At 62.6% G+C, this 26131-nt stretch carries 29 protein-coding genes; 7 read left to right on the top strand and 22 right to left on the bottom strand.

What is annotated here, in order from left to right; all coding sequences use genetic code 11:
* Together BM167_RS17775 and BM167_RS17770 are read right to left on the bottom strand one after the other, a co-directional pair.
* The coding region (locus BM167_RS17775) for a DsrE/DsrF/DrsH-like family protein (protein ID WP_092894075.1) at positions 1 to 470 on the bottom strand (470 nt) is incomplete at its 3' end.
* Positions 470 to 715, bottom strand: coding sequence for a sulfurtransferase TusA family protein (locus tag BM167_RS17770; RefSeq protein WP_092894074.1), 246 nt, complete (start codon positions 713 to 715; stop codon positions 470 to 472). The genes BM167_RS17775 and BM167_RS17770, both read right to left, overlap by 1 nt.
* A 386-nt stretch (positions 716 to 1101) precedes the next feature.
* Here BM167_RS17770 and BM167_RS17765 point away from each other — a divergent pair, with 386 nt between their 5' ends.
* Entirely contained in the window at positions 1102 to 1641 is a 540-nt protein-coding gene (locus tag BM167_RS17765; protein ID WP_092894073.1) for a DUF2243 domain-containing protein, read from the top strand.
* A gap of 277 nt (positions 1642 to 1918) precedes the next feature.
* On the opposite strand, the gene BM167_RS17755 is transcribed toward BM167_RS17765, so the two are convergent.
* The 5 genes from BM167_RS17755 to BM167_RS17735 all read right to left on the bottom strand — a co-directional run bounded on the left by BM167_RS17755 (position 1919) and on the right by BM167_RS17735 (position 6420).
* Positions 1919 to 3373 (bottom strand): amidohydrolase family protein, encoded by a 1455-nt coding sequence (locus BM167_RS17755; protein WP_092894071.1) that lies wholly within the window; start codon positions 3371 to 3373, stop codon positions 1919 to 1921.
* A 102-nt stretch (positions 3374 to 3475) separates the two neighbouring features.
* Entirely contained in the window at positions 3476 to 3796 is a 321-nt protein-coding gene (locus BM167_RS17750) for a hypothetical protein (protein ID WP_092894070.1), read from the bottom strand.
* On the bottom strand, positions 3793 to 4416 hold the full coding sequence (locus BM167_RS17745; RefSeq protein ID WP_092894069.1) for a class I SAM-dependent methyltransferase: 624 nt from the start codon (positions 4414 to 4416) through the stop codon (positions 3793 to 3795). The genes BM167_RS17750 and BM167_RS17745 overlap by 4 nt, the downstream gene beginning before the upstream one ends.
* A 70-nt stretch (positions 4417 to 4486) precedes the next feature.
* Positions 4487 to 4765, bottom strand: a complete 279-nt coding sequence (locus BM167_RS17740; RefSeq protein ID WP_092894078.1) for a DUF7562 family protein — start codon at positions 4763 to 4765, stop codon at positions 4487 to 4489.
* A gap of 14 nt (positions 4766 to 4779) precedes the next feature.
* Positions 4780 to 6420 carry an NADH-quinone oxidoreductase subunit D gene (locus BM167_RS17735; protein ID WP_092894068.1) on the bottom strand — a complete coding sequence of 547 codons (1641 nt, stop codon included), beginning with the start codon at positions 6418 to 6420 and terminating at the stop codon, positions 4780 to 4782.
* 113 nt (positions 6421 to 6533) lie between these two features.
* On the opposite strand from BM167_RS17735, the gene BM167_RS17730 reads away from it, so the two are divergent.
* Both BM167_RS17730 and BM167_RS17725 read left to right on the top strand, forming a co-directional pair.
* The gene (locus BM167_RS17730; protein WP_092894067.1) at positions 6534 to 7190 is read left to right on the top strand and encodes a helix-turn-helix domain-containing protein; all 657 of its coding nucleotides are present in this window, start codon (positions 6534 to 6536) and stop codon (positions 7188 to 7190) included.
* Positions 7191 to 7327: 137 nt separating this feature from the next.
* Positions 7328 to 8239 (top strand): alpha/beta fold hydrolase, encoded by a 912-nt coding sequence (locus BM167_RS17725; RefSeq protein WP_092894066.1) that lies wholly within the window; start codon positions 7328 to 7330, stop codon positions 8237 to 8239.
* Positions 8240 to 8494: 255 nt separating this feature from the next.
* On the opposite strand, the gene BM167_RS17720 is transcribed toward BM167_RS17725, so the two are convergent.
* The 3 genes from BM167_RS17720 to BM167_RS17710 all read right to left on the bottom strand — a co-directional run bounded on the left by BM167_RS17720 (position 8495) and on the right by BM167_RS17710 (position 12145).
* Positions 8495 to 9955 (bottom strand): amidohydrolase family protein, encoded by a 1461-nt coding sequence (locus BM167_RS17720; protein ID WP_092894065.1) that lies wholly within the window; start codon positions 9953 to 9955, stop codon positions 8495 to 8497.
* A gap of 16 nt (positions 9956 to 9971) precedes the next feature.
* Positions 9972 to 11291: a cytochrome P450 gene (locus tag BM167_RS17715; RefSeq protein ID WP_092894064.1), complete on the bottom strand. Its 1320-nt coding sequence runs from the start codon at positions 11289 to 11291 to the stop codon at positions 9972 to 9974.
* A gap of 167 nt (positions 11292 to 11458) precedes the next feature.
* Positions 11459 to 12145: a helix-turn-helix domain-containing protein gene (locus tag BM167_RS17710; protein WP_092894063.1), complete on the bottom strand. Its 687-nt coding sequence runs from the start codon at positions 12143 to 12145 to the stop codon at positions 11459 to 11461.
* 221 nt (positions 12146 to 12366) lie between these two features.
* On the opposite strand from BM167_RS17710, the gene BM167_RS17705 reads away from it, so the two are divergent.
* Positions 12367 to 13158, top strand: coding sequence for an alpha/beta fold hydrolase (locus BM167_RS17705; protein WP_092894062.1), 792 nt, complete (start codon positions 12367 to 12369; stop codon positions 13156 to 13158).
* A gap of 39 nt (positions 13159 to 13197) precedes the next feature.
* Here the strand turns inward: BM167_RS17705 and BM167_RS17700 are convergent, their stop codons facing one another.
* The 5 genes from BM167_RS17700 to BM167_RS17680 form a co-directional block, all read right to left on the bottom strand.
* Positions 13198 to 14277 (bottom strand): DUF2891 domain-containing protein, encoded by a 1080-nt coding sequence (locus tag BM167_RS17700; protein ID WP_092894061.1) that lies wholly within the window; start codon positions 14275 to 14277, stop codon positions 13198 to 13200.
* Between the two features lie 51 nt (positions 14278 to 14328).
* Entirely contained in the window at positions 14329 to 14730 is a 402-nt protein-coding gene (locus BM167_RS17695) for a hypothetical protein (RefSeq protein WP_092894060.1), read from the bottom strand.
* On the bottom strand, positions 14727 to 16427 hold the full coding sequence (locus tag BM167_RS17690) for a serine hydrolase domain-containing protein (RefSeq protein WP_092894077.1): 1701 nt from the start codon (positions 16425 to 16427) through the stop codon (positions 14727 to 14729). Before BM167_RS17690 ends, BM167_RS17695 begins: the two co-directional genes overlap by 4 nt.
* A 34-nt stretch (positions 16428 to 16461) precedes the next feature.
* Positions 16462 to 17163 carry a class I SAM-dependent methyltransferase gene (locus BM167_RS17685; protein WP_092894076.1) on the bottom strand — a complete coding sequence of 234 codons (702 nt, stop codon included), beginning with the start codon at positions 17161 to 17163 and terminating at the stop codon, positions 16462 to 16464.
* Positions 17164 to 17362: 199 nt separating this feature from the next.
* On the bottom strand, positions 17363 to 18286 hold the full coding sequence (locus BM167_RS17680; RefSeq protein WP_092894059.1) for a DUF7351 domain-containing protein: 924 nt from the start codon (positions 18284 to 18286) through the stop codon (positions 17363 to 17365).
* Positions 18287 to 18461: 175 nt separating this feature from the next.
* Here BM167_RS17680 and BM167_RS17675 point away from each other — a divergent pair, with 175 nt between their 5' ends.
* Positions 18462 to 19583, top strand: coding sequence for an MBL fold metallo-hydrolase (locus BM167_RS17675; protein ID WP_092894058.1), 1122 nt, complete (start codon positions 18462 to 18464; stop codon positions 19581 to 19583).
* A gap of 70 nt (positions 19584 to 19653) precedes the next feature.
* On the opposite strand, the gene BM167_RS17670 is transcribed toward BM167_RS17675, so the two are convergent.
* From BM167_RS17670 to BM167_RS17645, 7 genes are all read right to left on the bottom strand, one after another.
* Positions 19654 to 20058: a helix-turn-helix domain-containing protein gene (locus BM167_RS17670; RefSeq protein WP_092894057.1), complete on the bottom strand. Its 405-nt coding sequence runs from the start codon at positions 20056 to 20058 to the stop codon at positions 19654 to 19656.
* 184 nt (positions 20059 to 20242) lie between these two features.
* On the bottom strand, positions 20243 to 21301 hold the full coding sequence (locus BM167_RS17665) for a sulfite exporter TauE/SafE family protein (protein WP_092894056.1): 1059 nt from the start codon (positions 21299 to 21301) through the stop codon (positions 20243 to 20245).
* On the bottom strand, positions 21291 to 21455 hold the full coding sequence (locus BM167_RS18670) for a DUF7512 family protein (protein ID WP_177213414.1): 165 nt from the start codon (positions 21453 to 21455) through the stop codon (positions 21291 to 21293). The genes BM167_RS17665 and BM167_RS18670 overlap by 11 nt, the downstream gene beginning before the upstream one ends.
* Positions 21456 to 21874: 419 nt before the next feature.
* A complete protein-coding gene (locus BM167_RS17660; RefSeq protein WP_092894055.1) occupies positions 21875 to 23050 on the bottom strand; it encodes an inorganic phosphate transporter in 1176 nt (391 codons plus the stop codon).
* An 11-nt stretch (positions 23051 to 23061) separates the two neighbouring features.
* Positions 23062 to 23520, bottom strand: a complete 459-nt coding sequence (locus tag BM167_RS17655; RefSeq protein WP_092894054.1) for a YeeE/YedE family protein — start codon at positions 23518 to 23520, stop codon at positions 23062 to 23064.
* Positions 23520 to 24077, bottom strand: a complete 558-nt coding sequence (locus BM167_RS17650; RefSeq protein ID WP_092894053.1) for a YeeE/YedE family protein — start codon at positions 24075 to 24077, stop codon at positions 23520 to 23522. Before BM167_RS17650 ends, BM167_RS17655 begins: the two co-directional genes overlap by 1 nt.
* An 8-nt stretch (positions 24078 to 24085) precedes the next feature.
* Entirely contained in the window at positions 24086 to 25279 is a 1194-nt protein-coding gene (locus BM167_RS17645; protein WP_092894052.1) for an MBL fold metallo-hydrolase, read from the bottom strand.
* Positions 25280 to 25527: 248 nt separating this feature from the next.
* On the opposite strand from BM167_RS17645, the gene BM167_RS17640 reads away from it, so the two are divergent.
* Together BM167_RS17640 and BM167_RS17635 are read left to right on the top strand one after the other, a co-directional pair.
* Positions 25528 to 25773, top strand: coding sequence for a sulfurtransferase TusA family protein (locus BM167_RS17640; RefSeq protein WP_092894051.1), 246 nt, complete (start codon positions 25528 to 25530; stop codon positions 25771 to 25773).
* Positions 25774 to 25775: 2 nt separating this feature from the next.
* Positions 25776 to 26131: DsrE/DsrF/DrsH-like family protein (locus BM167_RS17635; protein WP_177213413.1), on the top strand; the 356-nt coding region annotated here is incomplete at its 3' end.

The following is a 26131-nucleotide window of genomic DNA, read 5'->3' as shown; positions in this document are numbered from 1 at the left end:
TCGATGGTCATCTGGCACGCCTGAAACTCCACGCCCATATCCAGGCTGGTTTCGATGAGTTCCTCGATGGTCGCGGTATCGTTGTCCTCGATTCGCTTCGCCATCATCGTCGTGGTCATGCGGTCCATGCCGGGGAGCGCGCCGACGATGTTCGGGACGGGCATGTTCGGGTTTCCGACGGAACTGAGCTTGAGGTTCTTCGAACGTTCCTCGTGGAGGATGTCGAGTCCCCAGAACGTGTGGAAGACGGTCACCTCGTAGCCGAACGCGGCGGCGGTGCTGGCGAGGATGAGCGGCGGATACGCCATGTCGAGCGTCCCCTTCGTCGCGATGATGCTCATCTTCTTCGTCTCGTCCTCGGCCGTGACCTCGGCGACCCGATCTTCGAGTTCGGCGACACGTGCGGCCAACTCCGCGCGTGAAGGAGCTTTTTCACCACCCGTCGACGACTGCGTACTGTCGGTACTCATTATGCCCCCGTCTTGCGGACGTAGTGTTTGTAGACGTCGCCGTCCTCCGTTTGATCGAGAAGTTCGACGCCGTCGGTGCTGTCGGCCCAACCGCCGAGGTCACTCGTGCTCCCCGAATCGGTCGCCAACACTTCGAGAACGTCCCCCTCGGAGAGTCGGTCGATGTTCTGTTTCGTCTTGACGACCGGCATCGGGCAGTTTTGTCCTTTCACGTCGAGCGTCTCGGTGATTTCGTAGTCGGTCATTGTATTGTCTTCATCACCCAATACTCGTCTGGCTATGAAAAGCGTGTCGGTAGTATTTCTCCGACAGCGCACAACCACTATCCCGAATAAGTCGATTATCGGCTTTTCGACCGGTTTGGTCTGGTTTTTGACTCCCTATCTTGTAGTGGTGGGGAACTACTATGTGGTCCTCATTCGATAGCTGAAACTGGCGACAGCCGAGAGGGACCACTTCGATACAGACGAAGCGGCCGAATCGGCCACCCGAGACGCCGAAAGAGCGAATAGGCGGCGTCGGACGGGGGTCGGCCGGGGTTGGTGCCGGTTCGTGGCGTCGTAGACCGACGCGAGAGCACGCCGGGCGGTGCCGTTCGACCTTTCCGTGCGGCCCGCGAACTTCGGCGGCGATGAGCGACCGATCGACCACGAGAGAAGAGCGACCACCCGGAGCGGTGAGGCGACGAGGACTCCTCGCGGCGGGCGTGTTCGGATTCGGATTCAGCGGACTGATCGACGTGCTCGTCCTGCATCACGTTCTCCAGTGGCACCACCTCGTCTCCGGACTCTATCCGATGAACACGCTGAGTGGCCTCCGAGTGAACGTGTTCGCAGACGGGCTGTTCTCGATAGGGATGGTGACCATCATGGGCGTCGGAGCGGGCCTCCTCTGGCAGTCCGAACGGCGGGCAGACGAACCGTTGGCTGTGCGACCTCTGGCCGGAACCGCGATAATCGGTCTCGGGGTGTTCGACGTCTACGACGCCGTCGTCGACCACGCCATCTTGGGCCTCCACCAACCTCTCGGCCCGGGTGGCCAGCCCCTGTCGCTCGGCGGTCGATACAACGTTCATTGGCTCGCGGTCAGCCTCCTGTTCGTGCTCGCCGGATACTACGTCTACAGAACGGGGACGCGGAACCGAAAGCACGACGCGACGGAGCGTAGGTGAGCAAAAAACGGCGTCACTCCTCGAACTCTATGGCCCACCCACACACCGACCTGCTGATCGGAACCGTGTCGCTACTCAGACCGTTACACGGGACTGCGGCGCCTGGACCGGTCCCGCACTGGGTCGTTCTGCTCGTTGCCGTTCCGGCGCTGTGGCTGTTCATCGGCGGTGCCGTACTCGCAGCAGACCGTCTGTTGGGTCGACTCGGCATGTGAACTCGACTGCCCCGTGCAGAAAGAGCGTCTCGTACGGCCCCGCCGACGGTACGCGGCTCTGATCACCACCCGTGTTGGTGAACGATTCCGCGACCGTACTGCCTCAGTGCTCTCAGCAGGGGTCGTGCGGAGACACGCCGGAGTATCGATTCGTCTGGCGGTGTACTACCTGCGAGTGACGTTTCCCAACCGGTACGCGCCTGGAGACGTTCTCGCTCTCGCGCCGCGGCCGTGCGAACGCTCTCGACGTCCATCGATTCGACCGTTCGTTCCTCCATGAGAACCTCACCGTCGACGATGACCGTCTCGATATCTCCCGCCGTTACCGTGTTCGTAAGTACTGATGGAAGGTTACTGTACGGCCGGTGGCGTGGGGTGTCGATATCGACAACGACGACGTCGGCGCGTTTTCCGGGTTCGAGGCTCCCGACCCGGTCGTTGAGTCCGAGTGCGCGTGCGGCATCGATGGTGAGCATCCTGAGCAGATCGTACGAGGACCACTGCTGAGCTCCGTACTCGAAATTCGACAGCAGTCGGGCGTGTTTGGCTTCTCGAACGAGGTCCCAGGAGTCGAACCAGAACGGATCGTCGAGGCCGATAGCGACGTTCGCACCGAACTCTTGGAGTGCCGGAAGCGGGAACCAGGTTCGCTCTCCGGCCCGGAAGTAACTGTACACCGTCGGGCAGTGAAGCACGTGCGCACCGGCGTCAGCGATTCGCCGCGCGTCGCTCCGGTCTGCGTGCAGCAGATGGGTGAGCAGCGTTCGCTCGTCGAGGAGGCCGTATCGGTCGAGTAAGTCGAGTGGATCGTCAGCACCGCTCCCCGCTGCCATCGTATCGGCTTCAGCAGAGTCGTACAGATGCGTATGAAGCCGCAAGTCGGGATAGTCCGCCCGAAGCTCAGCGACACCCTCCCAGAGTCTCCGCGAGCAGCCGGCTTCACCGCCGGGCGCGATACTCGCAGTGACTCGCCCCTCGTAGGTATCGTGATAGGTTTCGATGAATCGACGAGCGGTCGCGAGCTGGTCGTCTGCGGACGCTGGGTCGAGAACGTCTGCGAGTTCCGACCCGATCACGGCGCGCAACCCGGACTCCCCGATCGCTTCTGCCCCGAGCCCTGGCGTGAAGTCCATCGCGTTGACGGTCGTAACGCCGTGTGTGAGTTGACGCAGGCACGCGAGTCGCCACGCGGCCTCGAAGAACGAGTCACCCAGAGTCGGTTCGGCGGTGTGGTACAACGCGAAGGCTTCTTTGAGCAACTCGCCACCGCCGAGTTCACTGAAGAGGCCTTGGACGAGCGCGAAATCGGTGTGACGGTGGGCGTCGATGAGGCCGGGCATCACGACCTTTTCGCTGGCATCGATCACGCGTCCTGCGGCCGAGTCTCGATCACCGGGCTCAGTTGCTCGGACCGACGAGATGACTCCATCCGTGACTCGAACGGAGCCGTTTTTCAGGATCTGATTCTCTTGATTCATCGTAACGACGATTGCGTCGTGAATCAGGAGATCAGTCATTGTTCGACGTGCATCAGTCGGACTGTGAAAACAGTTCGGGAGAGAGTCCCGGCGGACGACCAACAGAGACTCCCGGTCGTCGGTGCGGACGTGAACATCGCTTCAGGTTGCCTGTGGCGACCGCGCGTTCAGTCGATAGAGCAGTCGCGCCACCTCTAGGGCAATCGCGACTCCGACCACGACGCCGAGATACGACGGCGGGTTCGTCACGGACTCGACGATGCCGACCACGAAGACTGCGATGCCGACGCGGAGAAGGGTGTTTCCCGTTACGTTCCGCACTACGCTCTCCGGAACGGGCGCGGTCTCGTCGTAACCCGCGAGGAGAAACGTCCACCCACGGAACTTGATTAGCGCCCCCGCGACCGTCAGGAGGCACCCGACGGCAAGCCACTCCAGCGCTTCGGACGGCAGTTCCATCATCGTTCCTCCCTCCGGTTCGGGGTTATCTCGAAGGTGGTGATCGTGCCGAAGAGCCCGGTGTCGGTGTCCCGCACCCTGAGACCCGCTTTCGAGGCGATTTCGCGCGGGTTTTGGGTCCAGCGACAGCCGGTCTGGGCGTAGTGAGCGTCGGCACGCCACTCTTGGTACTTCGCGATCGGTCTCACGTCACTCCGCCCGTGTTCGACCAACCGAATCGTACCCTCGGGCTTGCAGACGCGGTCCATCTCGCGGAGTGCTGCGATGGGATCGGGAAACGTACAGGTCGATAGCGCCGAGATCACCGCATCGAAGCTGTCGTCGGGGAATTCGAGTTCCTGTGCGTCCATCTCCCGGAGCGACCCGTCGATATCTAACTCGGTGAGTCGTTCCTCGGCGTTCGCCAGCATCTCCGGACTGACGTCGATACCGACGAGGTCGACCGCGTCGGGGAGATACCTGAAGTTCGTTCCAGTCCCACAGGCGACGTCCAACACTCTCCCTTCGACGTCTCCGAATCGGTCGCGGCGATAGCGACCTAAGATGACACGGTCGATCCATTCGAACCGGTGCATCCGGTCAGCGTACTCGGCGTACGAGTCTTTGATCTCCGACACCGACATCGGTCGATTCGGCGCCGGATCGATATCGTTTCGGTCGTGGTTTTGGTGGGGGCTCATCTGTTTCGATTACTCAGTCGAGGCTCTCGTTGTCGGTCGTCGACTCGCAGAACCGTCTGAGGAACGTCCCGCGGTCGGTTCGGCCGGCGTCGGCCGCCACGAGCATCTCTTCGAGTCCGTCGCGACTCTGCTGGCAGCACTCGCGATGGCAGGATTTACAGAGGTACTCGAACCGCTTTCCCTCGCGGTCCCAGCGGTCACCGTGTTTGTCGTACTCGCGTGCGTCTTCGCGGTCGAGCGTCTCGCCGCAGGCGATACACGTTACCTGTCGGCCGGAGTCGCCGCCCCACAGCGTCGAGGTGGTCGTCACCGGTCCACCTCCCCCATGATGGTATCGAGGCTCCCGAGGGTCGCGACGAGGTCGGGGATGTACTCACCCCTCGCCATCGCCGGCAACGCCGACAGATTCGAGAACGACGGCCCGCGGATCTTGAACCGGGCGGGTGTCTCGGTACCGTCGGCACGGATGTAGATCCCGAGTTCGCCCTTGGCACCCTCGACTGCTCTGTAGCACTCGCCAGAGGGTTTCAGCGTCCGCGGAACGTCGGCCCGGCAGACGCGCCTCTCGGTCGGCCAGTCTTCGAGCAGATCGACGCACTGTTCGACGATGGCTGCCGACTCCTCGATTTCCCGCAGGCGAACGAGTACGCGGGCGAAGTTGTCGCACCCACCTTCTGTGACGACGTCCCAGTCCAAACGGTCGTAGTAGCCGTACGGGTCATCGCGCCGGAGGTCGTAGTCGATGCCGGAGCCGCGAGCGACCGGGCCAGTGGCCCCGTACTGCTTTGCGACTTCCGGGGGCAGTTCACCGGTGTCAACGCAGCGAGCTTGGAAGATCTCGTTGCCGGTGAGCAGGTTGTGATACTCTTCTAACTTCCGTGGGAGGGCGTTTGTGAACGCACGCACGTCCTCGAAGAACTCCTGTCGCGGTTCGGGGATGTCCCAGACGACCCCGCCGACACGGAAGTAGTTGAACATCATCCGCTGGCCGGTTAGGCTCTCCAGGAGCTCTTGGACGATCTCTCGGTCGCGGAAACCGTACATAAAAGTCGCGGTGAACTCGCCACTGACGTCCAAAGCGTACATCGCAGTAGCTAGCAGGTGCGAGAGAATACGCGACAGTTCGGCGCTCATCGTCCGGATGACTTGGGCGTACTCGGGGACGTCGATATCGGCCAGGTCCTCGATGACGCGAGCGTAGGCCCACTCGTTGAGCAGGCCCGCTCCACCCCAATCCCAGCGGTCGGGATAGGGCATGATCTGGTGGCGGTAGGTTCCCCGCTGGCACATCTGCTCTTCACACCGGTGGATGTAGCCGAGGTCCGGTTCGACGTCCGCCACCTGCTCGCCGTCGAGGACCGCCTCCACGTGGAGTACACCGTGGGTCGACGGGTGGTGGGGTCCGATGTTGAGAAACATCGTGTCCCCCTGCCGACTGTCGTCCCTGATAGGGTTGGCGTGCTCGCGCAGCGTTGCGACTTGAGGCTGGTTCTGGTCGTAGTCTGCCCGGAGCGGGTGGCCCTGCCACGTCTCCGGAAGCAGAATGCGCCGGAGGTCCGGATGTCCCTCGTATTCGATACCCACGAGGTCGTAGGCCTCCCGTTCGTGCCACTCGGCTGTCCGGTAGACGGGGGCAGCCGACTCGCTGACCGGATCGTCCTTGGTCGTCGGGACGACGACGGACAACTCGCGCGTCCGGTCGTCGTAGCTGGTGAGGTGATACACCGTCTCGAAGTGGGTGTCGTACTCTTGGGCGGTCACACACGAGCAGTGGTCGAGCCCCGCCTCGGAGCGAAGTGTCGAAAGGACCGTCCGGACTCGGTCGGCCCGGACCACGACTGCGGGAGCGTTTCTGTGTGACGTACGGCCGACGATGGCGTCGTCGGGGAGGGCCGTGACCACCCCGTTCACGAACCGGTTGGCGGTCGAGCGATTTTGCCGTTGCATCGTCCACGGAGTATCAGTTTTCGGTGTAGCTCAGTAGGCACGCTGCCTCACCCGTGATGGAATTTAAGTGACACGAGCCGTGGTTGTTTAACTCCGCGCGCTCTGGTTCTCGTATGCGATATCTCACGGTGGTAGTCAAACCAGACGATGGGAGGGCGTTCCATCCCCTCGGGAAGGAACTGACGGACGACCCGGCTATCGAACGGAGAGCGATCCATCACATCGAACTGCTCGACGACGATACTGTACTCCTATTTGCCGAGGCAAGCGGCAGTAAGGAACGCTACAAACAGATCATGGAGGAATCCCCGCACGTCGTCAGTTATCTCACCGCCGGAGATGACCGGTGGATGGCTGTGAGTCAATTCGACCCGACAGAGGCGGTTCGCCGGTCCCTCGAACTACAACGAGAATCGCTTCTGGTGATCGAGACTCCCATTCACTTCACGTCCGACGATAACCTCAAAGTCACGTACCTGGGGACCGAGGATACGTTCAGAAAACTGTACGAATACGCCGAGGACGTGGAGCATCTCACGTTCGATATCCTCAAGATGGGTGATTACGAAGCCGACGAATCCTCGTTCGACCGGATGATCACGTCGAGGCAAGAGGAAGTACTCGAAGCAGCAGTCGATCTGGGGTACTACAGCGAACCTCGCCAAGCGTCCCTCGAAGACATCGGCGAGGTCATCGGTATCTCTCCCGGAACGGTCGGTGAGCACCTTCGGAAAGCCGAAGAACGTGTGTTCACCGAACTCGTGCATTGACTCTCGCGTAGGGTCGCTGGCTCTGCCGACGGACGTGCAGATTCCCTACACACCGCGTCCGGGTCTCGTAGGTTAAAAAGGGCCACACGGGTGCGGCAGTTCGCGTATTCGTCTCAGTCTCCTCTTTCCGTACACGGATGTCTGTCACGAAATCACCCTCGGCTGGAGATACTGCGATAACTACTGATGCATCGTTGCTCACCGATCGCGATGTCGAATCCACCTATCGCGACGTCAACGGCGTACAGTTACACGTCGTCGCCGCCGGTGACCCCGACGCCCCACTGGTCGTTCTCCTGCACGGGCATCCTGACTTTTGGTACGGCTGGCGCGAGCAGATCCGTTCGCTCGTCGATGCCGGACTCCGTGTGGTCGTCCCCGACCAACGGGGCTGTAATCTGAGCGAAGCGCCCGACGGGATCGATGCCTATCGACAGTCGGAACTCGTAGCCGACGTGCGCGATCTGATCCACAGTGAGGGACGGGAATCGGCTCACGTCGTCGGACACGATTTCGGTGGGTTCGTCGCTTGGAAAGTCGCACTCCGTCACCCCTCTCTGGTCGATCGACTCGGGGTACTCAACGTTCCACATCCGACAGTGTACCGAGATACGTTGCGATCCAGTCCCCGACAGATCGCACGAAGCTGGTACGTCTGGTTCTATCAGGTACCGAGGCTCCCCGAATGGATGTTGGCTCGGAACGATATGGCCAACATGGTGGATTCTCTCGAAATAACGTCGAACCCCGGAACGTTCACCGAAGAGACGATTACCAAATACAAGGCGGCTTGGCGCCACACCGGAATCGCGCCGAGAATCGACTGGTATCGTGGGTTCCGTCGTTCGGAGAATCCACCGCGGGACACGGTTACCCAACCGACGCTGATCTGTTGGGGAGAAGACGACGTAGCACTGCTCCCCTCCACGGCCGGAAAAAGCGCCGACTACTGTGAAGACGGTCAGTTACGGATATTTCCGGACGCGTCGCACTGGGTACATCACGAGCGTGACGAAGTCACTGAAGCGCTACGTCGTCACCTCTCGTAATCGACGAGCGCGATTCAACCGACGTCAACCGGAGGTGAGAATTCGCCACGAAGCGACTCGAGAGCCGCGTGCATCGAGAGCGCCAGTCTCACCTCCCGAGAGCGTCTCGGCGGTTGGAACTGACCGTCTCGACGCGTATGGCTTGGACGCTATCGTACGTGACTTCGGGTCCGTAATCCGTGACTTAGATTCCGCAATTCCGTCACCCGTGGCAAGGACGTCGCCCGTACTAACAGTTCTCTCCGAAGCGTGAACTCACAATCTATCTTTGATACGTTGTAAACCGAGACGGGCCACGAGATGTGCTGGTCCCCGTTTCGGAAGGTCGAGGACAGTGCGGAGGTGGTTTGGTGGATTAGCTCCTCCGACATCCATCTCCCAGTCGCTATCCTCCATGAAGCGTTCGACGGCGCTTTCCGCGCCCTCGCATACTGTCCGGGTATCCATCGACCGAACCTCGTGGTCGTGCATAAGTAGCTCACCGTCGACGATCGTGGACTCGACGTCTCCGGCTGTCGCGGTGTTCGCGACTAACGCGGGGACGTTCGTCTTCGGGGCGAACTTGGGATCCGACAGATCCAGGACAACGAGGTCAGCGCGCTTGCCGGGTTCGATACTGCCGAGTTCGTCTTCAACGCCGAGCGCCCTCGCCCCCTCGATTGTGAGCATCCGAACCAGTTCCATCGACTCGAACTGGTTCGTCCCAAAAGAGAGGTTGGCCGCCAATCGGGTCTGTCTGGCCTCGCCTAGCAAGTCGCTGGAGTCGTGCCAGTAGTGGTCGTCGAGGCCGAGCCCCACGGTCGTACCCGCCTCTCGCAACGACGGCACTGGTGTCCAGTCGGTCTCTCCGTCCGGCTCCCAGTAGCAGAAGATAGACGGGCAGTGGACGACGGACGCGTCGTTCGCTGCCATCCGTTCTACGTCGTCCTCGTCGGCGACGCGAACGTGTGCGGCTACGAGCCGTTCGTTCAGTAGTCCGACCTCATCCAGTAGCGCGAGCGAATCGTCAGCGTCGTTCGCGCGGGCCATCGTATTGCTGGCGTCTAGCTCCAGTAGATGCGTGTGGACCGGAAGGTCGGGATACTCGGTCGCGAGACTGGCCGTGCGCTCCCAGACGTCCCGAGAACACGACCAGTCGTCGTGGGGACAAACCGTCGCCCGAATTCGTCCGTCGTAGGCGCCGTGATATTCCTCGATAAACGAACGGGCGCGCTCGAACTGTTCGTCTTCGGGGATGTCCCAAAACAGGTCGCTGATCCAGGGGCCGAAAAAGCCTCTCAACCCGGCTTCCCCGAAAGCGCTGGCTCCGCGACTCGGGAGAGCCTCCATCGCGTTGGTCGTCGTGATACCGCCCCGGATGAAGTTCAACGCCGCGAGGTCACAGCCTGCCTCGACGAGATACTCGTACTCGCCACGACCAAGCCGTTCACAGACGGCGGTCATCTCGGCGAACAGTTCGCCGGCGCTCATCTCGCTGAACGCGCCCGTGAGTGCCGTAAGTTCGAGGTGGGCGTGAGCGTTGACCAACCCCGGCATGACGAGCCGACCGCTTCCGTCGATGACAGTCTCGGCGACTGCGTCGGCGTCGCCCGGTTCGGATGGTCGAACCTCCCGAATCGTCCCCTCGTCGACGACGACAGTTCCGTTTCGATACAGGCGGTTTTTCTCGTCGACGGTCAACACCGTCGCGTCGTGAATCAGGATGTCTTGTGGCATACGAAACGCACCTGCGCTATTCGTCGAGTTTGATCTCGATCGGTTCGCCGGGTTTGAGGTTCGTGCTGGCGATCAAATCTGGGTTCGGGTCGGAGACGAGTCGAAACGCGTAGTTGTCGAGAATCGTCGCGAGGACAGTCTTCATCTCCATTCGCGCGAATCGCATCCCGATGCAGTGACGGGGTCCGCCGCCGAACGGGAAGTAGGCGTACTCCGGGTGGTCGCTGTCGGAAAATCGCTCGGGACGAAACGCTTCCGGGTCGTCCCACCACGCCGGGTCCCGGTGAACGACCCACTGCGGTACGACCAGAGTGGTCCCCTCAGGGACGGTATATCCCCGCAACTCCACGTTCCGCGTCGCTTCCCGAAAAAACATGTATACCGGCGGGTAGAGCCGCAACGCCTCGTCGATCGCTCGTTCTAATCGTTCGAGCTTAGGAAGATCCTCGGCAGTCACCGCTCCGTCACAGACGGCCTCGACTTCCGCCCGAAGCGCAGCCTGCTCGTCGGGATGCCGAGCGAGGCAGTGTATCGTATACGTAAGCCCGAGAGCCGTCGTCTCGTGCCCGGCGAAGAGGAACGTGACCATGTTGTCACGGAACTCTCGCCGAGTCAAGTCGCCCGCTTCGACGAACCCCACGAGAATCGATAGCAGGTCGTCGCCGCGGTTCTCGGGCGATTGCTGACGACGCTGTCGAGCCAGTTCGTCGACGAATGCCTGGAGTTCGTCGAGTTTTCGTCTGTACCGCCGATTCGTCGGCGTCGGGAGGCGGTCCGGAAGGAAAGACCAGAACCGACTCGTATCGAACCGGGCGAGGATCGCGTCCGACGCCTCCGAGACGACCGGGTTCTCGGCCACGTCGACACCGAACAGCGTCCGCCCGAGTGCGTCCATCGTCGTCTCGGTCATCCTGTCGTTGACGTCGACGACCATCCCGTCGCGCCACTCTTCGACCGTCTCTTCCGCAGTAGCACGCATCTCGGGGACGTACGCGTTCAACCGGTTCCGGTAGAACGCCGGTTGGACCTGCGTTCGTTGGTTCTGCCACTGAGTACCGCCGGTGACGAACAGCCCCTCACCCATCGCGTCAGCGAGGTTCCGCGTCAACACCTCGCCCTTCTCGAAGGCCTCGTGATCGTCGAGAAGCACCCGCTGGATCGCGTCTGGGTGGGCGACCATACACGCATCCGTCCCGAACACGTCGTAGCTAGCGACGCGACCGTAGTCGTCGCGCAGTTCTTCGAAAAATGCGAAGATGTCGCGGCTCAAATCGACGGTGTTGCCGACGACCGGCAGTCCGCGCGGACCTGGCGGGTAGCTCACTTCTGAACTCATACACGATGGTTTCGGATGCTGGGACTCCGGTGTTCTGTCGGACATGTCCGCCCATTTTTACCGTGCCCGGGTCACTGTCTCCGCCGCTCCGCGGAGGCATCACACCCGATGCACCGGTTCCTCGTCGAGCAGGGTGCTCGCCGTCGCACGGGAACGCGGATACTGCGTCAGTGCGGCAGTGGCGGCCACGTCGTAGCGACCGTCTCCTCGATGAGCCCAGTTTGGGCCCGGCGCAGTCGTTCGGAGACTGCCGACGGAGAGATGTCTAACTCTGCGGCGACATCTTCCAAGGACGCCTGCCGCGGGATGTCGAAGTGGCCCAGTTCGTAAGCGATTCGGAGCGCCTCGTGTTGACGGTCGGTGAGGCCGTCGCCCGGCGGTTCAGATTCTCCGTCTCGGGTGAGGCGGTGTAACCGGAAGTCTGCGTTCCGCTGCCAGAACGAGGAGAACTCGCGGAACACGTCCCGGTCAGCGAACCAACCCGTCTGTCGCCACCCGTCGGACACCACGGTGATCCGTTCGATGATGGCGTCGGCAGTGGCGAGGGCTTCGAGACCCTCGAGATCGTCGAGATGATGACCGAGTTGTTCCTCCAGACTGAGTGCCGGAACTACCTGATATCGACGCGTCTCTCCGGCGACCCCGACGAGCGTCCACTCCCCGACGTCGTACGCATCGGTGAGAGCGTCCTCAATTGCCGACCGAGTGCCGTCTTGTACGGTGACGAGAAACAGGGGACGCTTCCCGTGATTGAACTGCATGTCGAGCGTCAGCGTCGCTTCGCGGACGTCTGCCGCCACGCCGGCGAGCGGTAACGCCGCACAGCCGATATCGAATTCGGCGACGAGTCCCATATGTCGTTGTTTCTACCCATCGTATTGGTGGTGTCGAAGCGGTCTGTCTATCCGAAACGACTCGTCGAGAACTGGTCTGCGCTGTCGCTCCCGACTCGTCGCCGCCGACTTCGTTCGGCCTGCCCGGAGCGGGTGAGGTTCGGGTCCTCCTCCCGGCACGTATAAACGGCCTAACGACTGAGAGAACGGCTTAGCCCCGTCTCCCTCGAACGTCGAGTCGCATGAGGACGACACAGTCCGCAACTGGCGATGAGATAGCCTACGAACGACGCGGCGACGGCCAGCCGCTGATCTTTCTCCACGGGGGGATGGCCCCCCGTCAGTACTGGAATCCAGTCTTGCCGCATTTCGAACAGTACGCCGCCGTACTCCCGCAGCGACCTGGGTTCGGTACGTGTCTCGACGACCCAGAGGAGACGAGCCCCGATGAAGTACTGAACCGCGAGACTCGGTACGTTCGCACGCTCGTGGACGCCGTGGACGGCGAGCCGATCCTCTTCGGTCACTCCTACGGTGCGCTGACGGCGGTCGAGTCCGCAACGGACGCGGCGGTCGAAGCGGTCCTGGCCTACGAACCGGCGGTGCTCCCCGACGAGTTCCGCGTAGAGGCCGATCTCGCCGACCGAATGGCGACGCTCATCGAGGACGGCGAACGGCAGGAAGCGGTGAAACGCTACATCGAGCAGGTCCTCCACCCCGACGGAATCGATGATCTCGATTCGTGGCTGGCGGAGTGGCCGGTCTGGCCCGACTGCGTGGAACTCGCCGAAGAAGTCGTTCGGATGAATCGCGCTGTCGAACAGTACCGGCTCCCGGACGCGCTGGACGTCGCGGCGCCCGTACTCGTGATGACCGGAACCGATGGGCCGACATTCCTCCGCGAGAGCGCTCGCGGCGTTCACCAAGCGCTCCCTCACAGCCGACTCGTCGAATTCGACGGCGTCGGTCACAGCGGGCCGGGCGAAGCCCCGGAGCGAATCGCAGCCGAAGTCGAGGCGTTCCTTCGCGAATAGTCAGTACCGGCCAGCGACAGCGATTCGCCGTCTCAGACGTTATTTTTCGGGCGCTATTCCGCCAGCGTTTCTCGTCAGCAGATACAGTACGAACGAAGAGAGCCAGTGGGCGCCCGCGTAGTCGTCGGTAAATGCCAACTCTATACTGTGGTCGACGTGTCGCTGTGCACTTTGCCTGAGTGGCTCGGCGAAAGTACGTTCGTCGAGTGCGCCGGCGATACCGGCCATCGACCACGCCTTCGAGAGGTTCAGTCCGACGAGATGCAGTTCGAGGCCCTCGTCACCGTCCGTTTCGACCTCCACGGGTTGCAGGACGGAGTTGTGGGGTGGATTGGCGATCTCGGGAACGAACGCTTCGAACCACTGCTTGAACTCGTCTCGTTCGAGTACGCGCCGCATCAAATCTGCCTCGGCGAGTGCCGGCGAGAGGAAATCCCACCCGAGCGGTTCGTACTCGACGGGATACTCCTCGTCGTCCAGAAAAAACCGGCGGGAAGTCTCGACGATGGCCGTCTCGAGTGAGCCGTCTGCAACGACTCGAGCATAATCGAGGCCAGACGAGAGCGCGAACGCAGAATTGGTGTGTGTCCCGACCCGAAACGGACGATCCTGCGTGAGAAACTCACGTTCGAAGAGCTCGACGATCTGTCGTTCGAGGGGTTCGAACATCTCTCGCCACGTCGCTGCACGGTCCGCGTCCCAGAGATGTAACTCGGAAGCGAAGCGCAAGAACCACCCCCAGCCGTACGGTTTCTCGAAGGACTCGTTCTCGGCGAGATACGACGATTCCTGTTCGATCCTCTCGCGCGCAAACCGCTCTTCGAGAGTCGAGACGATGTCCGACTCTGCGGGGTGGTCGTCGAAGAGACGGAGTTGCCGTACGAGACACCAGTGGTTGTGTACAGCAGAGTGCCAGTCGAAACTCCCGTAGAATACGGGGTGTTCTTCGCTCGGTCGAATCACGTCGTCTGGGCCTTCGACCGACCGGGCGAAGTGAGGATACTCCGTGCCGACTGAGTCGAGTGGGTACTCGGACAGGGCGACGAGCAGTTCGGAGTCTATCCAGTCGGCGCGTCCCGACAGCATCGTCTGAACGTCGTTGTTCCGAAGGGCGTTCATGTGATGTGTGTCTTTGTCACAATTGGTAGATTTGTTGTTCGTCGGTTCGACCTACAGCGAGAGGAATCCGACTGTGGCGAGTTGCCAACTAAACCCGAGTCCGAGAACCGATAGCACGGTTTGGTGGAGTCGGACTCGCAGTGACCAGTAACTGTGCCACCACGCGAGTGCTGTCCCGCACGTCGTTGCAGCAGTGAGAACCGCGATGACGGTCGGCAGTGCGAGTGCGACCTGCATCGGAAGCGGTCGCGTGACGAGCGTGAGATCGCCACCGGTCTCCAAGACGAAGATAAAGAGCCCGACGAACCCGACCGAGAGACCGCTCAGGACGACGCCTGCCGCGCGAGCGAGCCAGGAAGGACTGGTCGATCGGCGTTCGATGCCGTGACTGTACCCGTTCCGGCGTGCGTGCTCCTCTTCGGTTCGTTGCTGAGAGGGGTGTCGGTCTGTCATTCGGTGTTCTCCGTCTCTGAGTTATCCTCGGTGCGACACTGTTTCCACTGCTGCCAAGCGCTGTATCCGCCCCATCCCGCGAGCGAGAGGCCGAATCCGGATACTGCAGTCCCGAGAACACCCCCGGCGACGAGTTGGCGTTCGTGGAACGGAACCGGCTGGTAGACGCCGGTGGGTTCGCTGTTCACGTTCAGCACGTTCACTTCACCGTCTGTGACCTCGAAGGCGAGGACGTCGTGACCGCCGACCGCCTCGAACACGTACGGTTCGGTCTCGACCCACCGTCGGGCGTCTCCGTCGAGGGTCGTCGTGCGCAGGCCGCCGTTGGCTGCGGGCTCGACGGTCAAGCGTTCGATCAGATCGACGACCTGAAGCGGCCCGCTCTGCGGGAGATACGAGAGGCTGTACTCACCGGCAACGGTTTCAGCGCGCTCTCGACCGCCCGGTCTCGAAGTCGGCGTCGGCGTGGTCGGTGCGTGCTGGAGACCGTACTCGGCGACGATCTCATCGACGACCGCTTTCGGACCTTCGCTCGGGTTGCTATTGTAGGCGACGAACACCCCGACATCGTGGTCCGGGGCGAGCAACAGGTAGCTTCTGAAGTTGACCGTCGCGCCCGAGTGGCCGATAAGGTCGGCGTCGGGATTCCCGTACTCGTGGAACCCGTACCGCCAATTCGTGACCGCCGGGTGACGGACGTGGTGGCGGCTGTGCATCTTCTTTGCCGTCCCCGCGTCGAGAATCCGCGTGTCGCCGACCGCGCCGTCGCCGAGATGTGCGCTCATGAACGCCGCCATGTCCGTCGCAGTCGCGCTCAGCGAGCCCGCGGGACGCATATTGATGTACACGTCATCAGCGACCCGAAGTGACTCGCCCTCCCGGACGTGCGGCGCGGCGAGGCCGCCGGGATGGCCGGCCGGGACGGGCTGAGCGAACGTGCCGTGAGTCATCCCGAGAGGATCGAAGATTTCCGATTGGACGTACTCCTCGAACGTCGTATCGTGGGCCTCGGCGACGACGTGACCGGCGAGTCCCGCGCCGTAATTCGAGTACCCGACGAGTTCGCCGGGCTGACGGACGCGCGAGCGCTGCTGGTCGATGAGTACCGTCTCCAACGAGTCGACAGCGGCAGGGTCGTCGACGATATCGGGGTCGAGCTTGGATTCGAACCCGGCGGTGTGAGTGCCGAGATGCCGAAGCGTCACGGGAGCGTCGTACGCGGACGGAATCGTGACACCGGAGTCGCCGAGATACGAGTTGACGTCGGTGTCGAGATCGAGTACGCCCCGTGCGACGCCCTGCATGACTGCGGTGTAGGTCACCAGCTTGCCGACTGACCCGACTCTGAACACGGTCTCGTCGGCTCGGACTGGGACGTCGGCATCGACGTCAGCAGTACCGTATCCTTTGGTGAGGATGGGTGCGTCTCCCGAGACGATGGCGACGGTGGCTCCGGGCGTCGTCGTCTCGATCCGCTCGGCCACCACATCGTCGACGAACGCTTCGAGTTCGTCCAGGTCCGCGAACGGGCGTTCGACTGGCGGTGAGTCCGTGCCCTGAGAGCCTGTCGCGGTGCTCGTTCGACCGGTTGCGGTCCCGACGGTGCCGAGCCCGAGGCTACCGAGACAGGCGAGGAACGACCGTCTCGTGGTTCGATCCGCGCTCTCGTCTCTCGTGGAGCGTCCTGGTCGTGTCATCAGTTGGGTGCTGCTGTGCGCGTCCATTGGACGGTCACCTCGGGGTGGCGTCGATGGTGGTGACGAGACCGAAGAACGCGGTCGATGCGTCCTCCACCGCGAGTCCGGCCCGTTCGACGGTCGTCAGCGGATCGTGGTTCAACCGGCAGCCGTTCCTCTCGTAGTGGGACGCGGCGCGCCGGTCCTGAAGCCAGGCGAGTGGAGCGACGTCGCTGCGCCTGTGTTCGAGCAGTAGGATCTCGCCGTCGGGGGTGCAGACCCGCTCCATCTCGTGGAGCGCGGCAGTCGGGTCGGGAAACGTGCACGTGGAGAACGACGAGACGACGGCGTCGAAACTGTCGTCGGGGAAGTCCAGCGCTTGAGCGTCCATCCGATGGACGGTCCCGTCCAGTTCGAGCCTGTTCAGCTCACTTCGGGCGTGGGCGAGCATCTCGTCGCTGACGTCGATGCCGACGACTTCGCTCGACGGGGGGAGGTAGCGGAAGTTCCGTCCGGTGCCGCAGGCGACGTCGAGCACTCGTCCGTTCGCGCACCCGAACTGGCGGCGACGGTACCGACCGGCGAAGAGCCGGTCCAGTTGTCGCCACCGTGCGAGTTCGTCGGCGACGTCTGCGTACGCGTCTGCGATCTCGTCGGTCGATTTCGAGCGCCTTCGTGCTGACTGCTGTTGGTTGGGGTTCTCATTCTGTGTTCGATGCTGCTGGTCTGTCGGGTCGTGGGGTTTGCTCGGTTGCACGGGTTGTCCTCCGTTGACCGCGATTGTGGGTCGGACCAGCGGCACCGATAAATTTATCGGATATTTGATAATTTATCGGATCTGTTTCAAAACCCGAGTTGAGTAGAAAACAGCGGTAATCCGCCTCCCGACACCGATACACGGAGAACTCTTCGGCCAGCGCCACTATCTGCTCAACGCCGTTTTAGTAACTAGTCTGTCAAGAACGCCGGAACTCGCCGCTCTCGCCTCGCACGCGCTCCGTCTCCGCCACCGTCGCAGTCGAATCCAGATAGAGTCGAACTGCATCGTCCCCGTGACGCAACACGACCACGTATTCGTCGGGGTCGGACGCCGTCTGTTCGGACGTCCAACGGCCCTCGTAGAGGCATTCGTGGAACTCCCAGACGCCCCGCGCCGTCACGTCGACGCCACGGTCCCAATGGAACGCGATCGACGCCGGGTGGTAGACGACGCTGTAGGTCAACGGACTGTTGTACTCCCGAAGACACTCCTCACAGGAGCTCGTCACCACGAACGGATCAGCGTCGGGCAACGGGCTTCCGGGTAGCGCAACCACGTCGGCAGACAGACGCGCCCCGCACTCCGGACACATCCCCCGCCGGATCTGTCTGGCGTCCTCCGCACCGCGTAACTTGACGCTCCGCACGAGTGACTCGCCGTCCCGCGTCCTGATCTGTGCGGGTGTGACCGACTGTCCCGTAACCTGTCTCTCACAAGCCGTACAGTCGATCCGGAGAAACTGATGCGAGAGCGCCGCTTCCAGCGCTTCCTCGCCGCAGAAGACGCACACTCCATCGACCGGTTCGGGCCCGAACGACTCCGGTTGCTCGTAGTTTCCCGACAAGATGAACCGAACGATGCGCTCGCCGGCGTGCGAAAGCGAGTACCCAGCGTCGCTTTTTCGGAGGTAGGTCCCCGTGAGTTCCCCGAGGTGGTATGACAGCTTCGACGTGTTCTCCACGTCGACGTAGTCGTAGATCTCCGAGAACGCGAGTTCAGCAGCCCCTGATCCGATCTGTTCGAGTTCGTACTGCGAGACAGCAACAGCACGCAGAACATCGACCCGCGTGTCGTCAGCCAGAAGGCGAAATATATCCGTAGCCGAACGGTTCTCGGTCATCGTCTTTCGTATCTATTCCCAGTTCAGCCGCGCTATTGAAACCTCTAGTCGTCGTTCCTCCGAGCGAGAGCGGACCCGTTCGAGCGGATGAGCCGAGGTCGAGTAGCTTTCGCGCCAGAACTCCGGGCTTGGGGCCAACGAGATTAAGTCTCGCGAGTTCGTGGTTGTGGATACGATGAGCAAGACTGGATACGAGCCGTCGGAAATCGCACGGCGAGTGCAGGACGGCGAGGAAGCGCCCTTCATCCTCGACGTTCGGGACAGAGAGGACGTCGAAAAGTGGGAGATACCCGGCAGTACCAACCTCCCGATATACGACGAACTGCTGGAACACGACTTCTCCACGCTCGAGGACAACCTCGACAACCTCCCGAAGGACCGCGAAATCGCCGTCGTCTGCGCCGCCGGAATCACGTCCGCACGCGCCGCCGAGTTCCTCCGTGAACGCGGATACGACGCCGAATCCATCGACGACGGAATGAACGGTTGGGGACGCGCCCATCGCCGATACGATATCGGCGCGACCGACGGCGTCGTCCAGATCGTTCGCCCCGGAACGGGTTGCGTCTCCCATCTCGTCTACGACGACGGTGAAGCCGTCGTCGTCGATCCCTCCCAGTACATAGAGGAGTACCTGGACGCGGCCGACGAACGCGATCTCGACATCGTCGGCGTCGCGGACACCCACGCTCACGCGGACCACGTCTCCGGCGCCCGCCGGCTTGCAGGCGAACTCGACGTTCCCTACTACCTCCACCGCGAGGACACGGGGGGACTCGACGGCGTGAGCGAGATAGCCGACGGCGACGCCGTTGAGGTCGGCGACCGCGAACTGGGCGTACGCCACACGCCCGGCCACACGCCCGGCAGCGTCTCCTTCGAGTACGGAGACGCCCTCCTCTCGGGGGATACGCTTTTCCTCCGGAGTGTCGGACGCCCCGATTTAGAGGACAGTTCCGAGGAGGCGGTCCGCGAGGCCGCGAAGCGACTGTTCGAGAGCCTCGACGCTCTGACCGGCCGTGACGACGAGACGGTCGTACTGCCCGGGCACTTCGACGGCGAGGAGGTCCGACCGGTCGCGACGGAACTCGGTGAACTCCGCTCGGAGGCGACGAACGAACTCCTCAGTTACGTCGAGGACGGCGACGAGGCGGCGTTCGTCGAGACAATCGTCGAAAGTCTCGCAGACGAACCCGCAAACTACAACGAGATCAAACAGATAAACTGGGGCAAAGAACAGCCCGGAAGCGACGTGGAATCGCTCGAACTCGGGCCGAACAACTGCGCGGCTAACTAGCGGCCGAGGCTGTCCTCTCCGAGAGCGCGCGGGGAAGACTCGGAGTCCCGCACGGAGTGCAGAGACAGAGCTAGCTTTCGGCGGCCGAAGCCGCGGTTTCGGACCGGTCGTACTTGTCCTCGAACTCGTGGATGAGTTGGCCCATCTTCGCGTACCAGTCGTTGAGCATCCGTTGCATGTCGTCGGCGATATTCGCGGGGTCGGTCGGCGAGTAGACGTGGTAGTAGCCGCCCTGTTCGTAGTTGATCTGGTCTTTCTCTATGAAGCCCGTCTGGAGCAACCGCTGGACCGCGCGGTAGGCGGTCGACCGCTCTCGATCGACCGCGTCGGCGATTTCGTCGACGGTCAGCGATTCGTCGGCCTTGACGAGCGTCTGGAAACAGTCTCTGTCGAGTTCTTTGAGCCCGTGGAAACACTCCAGTAGTCCCTCGCACTCCATGTCTCGACGGAGCTGTTCGGACATCGAATCCGGCATTGTTATCGGCGTTACGTACGCACCGAGCCGTTAAAAGAGCTTTGCACAGACTCCACAATTTTGTCGGCGGGGCCGGACCGAGTCAGGGTGACGGAAACGGTCGAACGGCGTGCACCTAACTCTGAGTTTCGATCGACTGAGACGCCTTCGACCACGGTCGAGCCGAAATCTGGGACGACGCGGATCAGTCCGCAGCGGAAGACTGCTGGCGCTGAGTCACACGGAGCGAGGAGATTGCCGTGTAGAGAATCGCCAGGGCGACGACGACTGCCGCGCCGACGACGAGCACCAGTCCGGTCATCTCGAGGATCGGACTACCGATGTAAGAGCCGATCTCTCCGACGCCGACCGCGATAGCGCCGACCAGTAGCATCCCGCCGAAGTATATCTTGATGCCGTCGGCGTCGACGACGGCAGTCGCCGCAGATCCGATACGAGCACCGAGTGCGCTCCCGAACAGTAACGGGACGACGATGCCGAGGTCGACGCCACCGCCCTGTCCGTAGAGGTAGCTTCCGAGACCCCCGGAGAAGACGATCTCGAAGAGGTCCGTCCCGACGGCGACGGGTACCGGAACCCCAATAGCGTAGATCATCGCGGGCATTCGGATGAAACCGCCACCGACACCGAGAAAGCCCGATAGGAGGCCGGTCGCGAAGGCAACAGCCGTGATGACCCACGCGGAGACGCGGACGTCACCACGGAGCGTCACCATCGGTGGAATCCGAACCGTCTGTTGAATGGTTTTCGCGATGTCGGGGATATCGTACTCGCCGAGGTCTTTGTCTGCCGCCTCGTGGTCGATGCCGCCGCCACCGCCGCCTTTCAAGGCGTCGCGGGTGACCATCGCCCCGACGCCGCCGAGCAAGACGACGTAGGCGACGCTGATGATGCCACCAGCGAGTCCCAGCGACTCGAGATAGTAGACGCTGGCGCGTCCGGCCTCGATACCGATTGTCGTACCGGTGATCATGATCACGCCGAGTTTGTAGTCCACTTGACCGAGGTCGTGGTGTTTCAGCGTCGCGATGACAGCGGTCCCGAAGACGAACGCCATCCCGCTACCGACCGCAACGGGCGCCGGGTAATCCAACATCAACAGAGCGGGGGTGACGAGGAACGATCCACCCATGCCGAAGAACCCGAACAGGACCCCGACGACGAGTCCGAACCCGACGAACAGAGCCAGCATTTCGGGAGTCGTGCCCAAGACTCCGAGCCCGTCGAGTAGGCTATCGAGCATGCTCTTCCCCTCCGAGTAAGATCTTCATGAGATAGGGTCCCAAGAGCCGTTCGAGACCGCCGTAGCCCACGTACAGTACGATCGCTTCCAGTAGGATCGTCCCGATGAGCAAGGCCGTCTCAGGGTCCCACGCGGGTATCTCTAGTCCTGCCATCGACTTTTCCTCCGACGTTCGCGATCGATAATTCGCTGTTGCCACATTTCTGTTCAATATACCCTACCCGGCTCGTGCGTTTAACAGTTTTGGGATCACTGTACAATACTATATTCGAGTAACCTCCGTTAAACTACTGGTAACTTATGGAGAACTGATGGCGCTCCGTCGGCTTCCGAAATCGGTCGGTGCAGGTCCCGACCGTCTACCGCACGCGCGGTGACCCGTCGATAGAATTCGTCGCCCATCGCGCCAAGGATACGGAACGTCGTTCGCGTCGGGTGCTTTCGGACCGTTCGCACGAAAGTTACGACTAGGAACGCTGACTCTCTGAGTCGGTCGTATCGACACTCGTCCCCGACTGACGTTTTCCCGCTCGCTTCGCTCGCGGGAATCCCATCGGGTCGACCTCCGATCGGTTACAGGAGGACGGCCCCGGCGGCGTACGCGAGTCCGAACGAGAGAGCGAACGACCCCACCCACGCGCCCACCGTCAGGAGAATCTTTCGCGCGTCCACCGCCTCGCGGCCGCCGACTGCGGCACCGCTCCCGATGATGGCGCTGACGACGATTTCGTTGAACGAGACCGGGACGCCCAGCAACACCGCCAACTGCGCGATCAGGAACGACGGCACGAGTGCGGAGATGGAGCGCCGCGGACCCAGCGACGAGTAGTCCTGCGCCAGCGACTTGATCATCCGGGGCGCACCTGTCCAAGAACCGACGAGCATTCCCAGACCGCCGCCGACGAGCACAGCGAACGTCGAGACCGTCCCCACCTCGCCGAGCAAAGGTAGCAACGGCCCCACGGCGAGTCCGACCTGACTCCCGCCCGCGGAGAACGCGACCAGCGACCCGAGTGCGAGCAGCACGCGCCGCAGGCCACCGCTTCGGTCGCGACCGACATCCCACCAGACGGCGACCGCGACGACCAGCGCCGCGAGGCCGGTAATAACCACCGCCGACGCGAACCCGTCCACTCCCAGCGCTCGCTGTCCGAGACCGCGGACGGTCCCCGATGTGCTCCCTTCACCGAGGAAGCTAAACTGTACGTTCGCGAGAACGGCACCCACGAGACCGGCCAAAGCGGGAATACTGTACCGTTCGGGAACGTCGGGACGCGGGAGAAGGCTCGCGATGGCGAACGCGATACCGCCGCCGACGAACGGCGTCAGTATCCAGACGGCGGCGATCTGCTGGTACTTCGACCAGACCGGCGTCCCGCCGAGCGCGATTCCGACGCCGATGACCGCACCCGTCACGGTGAACGCGGTTGCTATCGGATAGCCGGTCGTGATGCCGACCGCCATCAGTCCCGCGCCCAACACGAGCACGAGGATAACGCCCGCGACAGGCAGACTGATGCCGCCGACGAGGCCACTTCCGACGGCTTCCGAGACGTTGCCGCCTTGAGTGACTGCGCCGGCGAAGCCGAAGACACCGACCAGGAGGGCGGCCCGCATCGTCGCGATGGCGTTCGCGCCGACGGCCGGCGCAAACGGGGTTGCGCCGCTCGACCCGGCGCCGATGACCCACGCCATGAACAGGCTTGCGAGTGCTGCACCGACGAAGAGGGCGATGAGAGCGGGGTCCATAAAACGGAGAGTTAGTCTGCGCCGGTCGCAGCGGTTTCACGTGTCTGGCTCCGACTCCGCCAGTAACCCTGGAGGTACGCGCCGAGGAACATCCCGGCGAGCGCCCAGAGGATGGTGACGTTGCCGACGCCGAGGCTCGCGTACGCGGCGCCCGGGCAGATACCGGACAGTCCCCAGCCGACGCCGAAGATGGCGCCGCCGACGAGGACGTTCCGGTCGAACGGCTTCAGACGACGCTCGTAGCGGTCGCCCGTGAGGGGTGCTGCGTCTCGAATCCGGGGCAGCAGCGCGAACGCGATGCCCGAGACGATTGCGGCACCGAACATGACGAACGGGAGTCCGAGGTCGTCGAACGTGAGGAAGTTCAACACGACCTCCGGCCGCGCCATGTGACTGAATCCGAGCCCGAATCCGAAGATCAAGCCGCCGACGAAGATCAGCGGCTTGAACAGCGGATGGCGGTCCGCCATTACGGGCTCACCCCGAGTGCGGCGACGACCTGCGCGGTGCCGATCGCCACGGTCAGGAACGTCAGCACGCCGACGAGCGACGTCTTCGACGCCGATCCGACGCCGCAGACGCCGTGGCCGGACGTACAGCCTTTCCCGATGCGGGTCCCGATGCCGACCAGGATGCCGCCCAGGAACAACCGCCACGGTTGGACGTCCGTCGTCCAGAGCGTCAGACCGGCGACTTCGTAGAGTTGTCCGGTCGTTCCGGGCTCGTACAGCGAACTCGTGACCAGGCCGGACTGGAACGTCGCAGCGAACGCGAGTCCGCCCAGGACGATTCCGGCCGTGAACACGAGTCGCCAGTCGCGGGAGGCGACGTACCGTTGGAACCGCGACTGGTCGGAGACGTACGACAGCGTCGATTCGAGGAACGTGCTCGCTCCGGCGGGGATGCCGGTCCCGACGTAGATGACGACGGTTCCGAGGCCGACGAGTAGCCCCCCGACGGCGTAGCGACTGATCCCGTTGGGGAACAGATCGGCGGCCGCTTGGAGCAGTACGGGGTCAGTGATCATCGGCGTCGTTAGTCACCCGCGAGGGAGTCTTGGCTGGCCGCGCAGTTGTTCGGTCCGAGTTCGAGCGTGAACGCCTCGTCGTCGTCGACGGCGTTCTGACCGAGGTTCGTCGCGATGATGTCCTCGTAGTTGGCGGGCCGCGGCGGCATGTCCGAGAGGACGAGGTCGACGAACTCGTCTTCGTCCACGGTGAGTGCGTCCATCTCTTCGACGAGCTGGCCGATAGGCGCCGTGTACGTGCCGTCGTCGGCTGGTTCGGCGGCGTCGCTGAAGTGCGCGCCCCCGATCAGCGTGTCGTCGGGGAGCGTCAGCACGCGTTCCTGCAGAGACTCGTAGAGCATGCGCGCGGCATCGGGAGCGCCCTCGTCGCCTCCTTCGAGGTCGGGACGGGCGACGCTCTCGACGAAGAGCCCGTCGCCGGTCGCGAGCAGGCTGTCGTCGACGAGGTAGGACGTCATCCCGGTCGTGTGACCGGGCGTGTAGACTGCCTCGATGGTTGCGTTGCCGACGTCGAAGCTGTCGCCGTCTTCCGCGGTCGTCAGGTCGTCGGCGTACGTGACACCCCGCTCGACGGCCGCCTCGGGGACGACGCCCTCGACACCTTCCGCGTCGAGGTCGCGCACGCCCGAGATGTGGTCGGCGTGGACGTGGGTATCCAGCGCGTACTGCAGGTCGACGCCGAGGTCCTCTGCGTCGTCCAAGTAGCGCTCGGTGAACGCGCGCAGCGGGTCGATGATAGCGGCTTCGCCGTCGTCGTAGAGGAGATAGCCCAGGCAACCCGAGGAGGGACGCTGGTACTGGAGGAGGGTGCCCGCGCCATCGTAGCGTTCGACCTCGACGGCCTCGTAGATACTCGCCCAGCCGTTCATCCCGTCTTCGAGGTGGTCGACGTCGTAGCCGCGCTCTGCGAGCGTGCCCGCGACGTACTCGCTGGCGCCGCCTTTCGCACAGAGGACAGTCACCTCGCGGTCGTCCGGAATTTGGTCGAGAACGTCGTCTCCGATGTCGTCTTCGAGGAACTCGAAGTACGGGACGTTGATCGTCGTCACGTTCTCACCGTCGATACGCCACTCCTCGTAGTCGGACTGCATGCGCGCGTCGAGGAGCGTGACGTCCTCGCCGGCGTCGATACGGTCTTTGAGCGATTCCGGTTCGACGGATTCCACGTCGATGTCCGGAGTTGGGAAGTCGTCGGCGTTCATGTTGTGCAGTCGTCTCTACCGGTTGGGCGCATAAAAGCATTTGCATAGTAGTTCCCTCATCGAGCAATACTGCAATCCCCTACTGACTCCGATATCCCTTCACACGCCCCAGATGAGCCGACATATCCATCGTACTCCAGAAACCCAAGGTGCAGTTGTTGGTGGCGGTTACAATAATCGACAATCTTTTACTTCGGCAGGGGGTATTGTGCGTTAGCTCCAATACAGAGAGACGGAGCGAACAAACCATGAGTGCTGAATTCGACATCACGGAGACGCTCGACGTGAAAGGTGCATCGTGTCCCATGCCAGTGGTAAAGACGAAGTCCGCCATCGACGCTCTCGACGAGGGTGACGTTCTCGAAGTGCTCGCGACTGATTCGGGAAGCATGAGCGACATCGACGGGTGGGCGGCCGGAACTGAAGGCGTCGAACTCGTCGAACAGGAGGAGGGCGACGGCGTGTACAGACACTACGTCCGCAAGACGGAGTGACGATGAGCGCGGACACATCTGACGCGTCGTCCGACGGCGCGCCTTCACGCGCGGAGTTGGCCGCACGTGTCGCCGAACTCGAAGAGCGGGTCGCCGAGGCCACGGCCGAGGACGAGACGAAGAAGATGAGCATCATCGCGACGAAGGGGACGCTCGACATGGCGTATCCGCCGCTCATCCTCGCCAGCACCGCCGCCGCGTTCGGCTACGAGGTGACCGTCTTCCACACGTTCTGGGGACTCGACATCCTCCACGAGGAGCGTTCGAAGAACCTCAAGCTCAGTTCCGTCGGAAACCCGAACATGCCCGTCCCGAACATCGTCGGCGCGCTCCCCGGCATGGACCGCATGACCACGAC

It is taken from the genome of Halopelagius inordinatus (assembly GCF_900113245.1).
In the GTDB taxonomy this organism is placed as follows: Archaea; Halobacteriota; Halobacteria; order Halobacteriales; family Haloferacaceae; genus Halopelagius; species Halopelagius inordinatus.
The sequence above is the reverse complement of the archived record's forward strand: the minus strand, read 5'-3'. Positions and strand labels throughout refer to the sequence as shown.